Source organism: Pontibacter sp. HJ8, assembly GCF_054824225.1.
Window position 1 is genome coordinate 1 of sequence record NZ_JSYF01000513.1, and the last position, 708, is coordinate 708.

Genomic DNA, 708 nt, shown 5'->3' on the forward strand with positions numbered 1-708 from the left:
AACCACTTCAAGCTGTACATCTATGTTGCCACGGGTGCCTACAGAGTATGGGCAGATTTCATGGGCTTCGTCTACCATTTGTTTTGCTTTTTCTTTATCCAGCCCTTTTAACTCTACTTCCAGTTTCACACCCAGTCCATAGCCCCCGTTTTCGTCTTTGAGCAGGTCCACGTGAGCCTTTACAGTAGACTCCGGATTGAGCCGTATATGATGCTTGCCGGCTACCACCAGCAGTGCGCTCTGGAAACAGGCTGCATAACCTGCTGCAAACAGCTGCTCCGGGTTAGACTTTCCTTTCTCACCGCCCAGACCTTCAGGCAAAGAAAGGGGCATATCAATTACGCCGTCTGATGAGATTACATGGCCACGACGGCCTCCTGTGGCAGTTACTTCTGCCGTATATAGCTTTTCCATACCTTTCTGAACTCTATTAAGCGTTTTTAAATCATTATTTGTTAACTCAAAATCCCTTGCTATTGTTTTAGGTGCTAACGAGTTAACGAAACTATTCAGAACTATACCTAACCGAAGCACATCAGGCCGCTATAATTTTTACCCCTAAAATTTCCTTTTTAACGCATTCTTCCTATTTTTGCAACACGACGAGCACCCGTAGTTCAATTGGATAGAATATCGGATTTCGGCTCCGAGGGTTAGGGGTTCGAATCCTCTCGGGTGCACAAGTACAATTTCAGGCGCTAACTACTT

The 708-nt window shown here is 45.6% G+C and carries 1 protein-coding gene and 1 tRNA gene; one reads left to right on the top strand and one right to left on the bottom strand.

Annotated elements, in window-relative coordinates; translation table 11 throughout:
* The coding region (locus OB13_RS18705) for an organic hydroperoxide resistance protein (protein WP_461491706.1) at nucleotides 1-414 on the bottom strand (414 nt) is incomplete at its 3' end.
* Nucleotides 415-606: 192 nt separating this feature from the next.
* Here OB13_RS18705 and OB13_RS18710 point away from each other — a divergent pair.
* A tRNA-Arg gene (locus OB13_RS18710) sits at nucleotides 607-680 on the top strand.
* The last annotated feature ends 28 nt before the right edge of the window (nucleotides 681-708 follow it).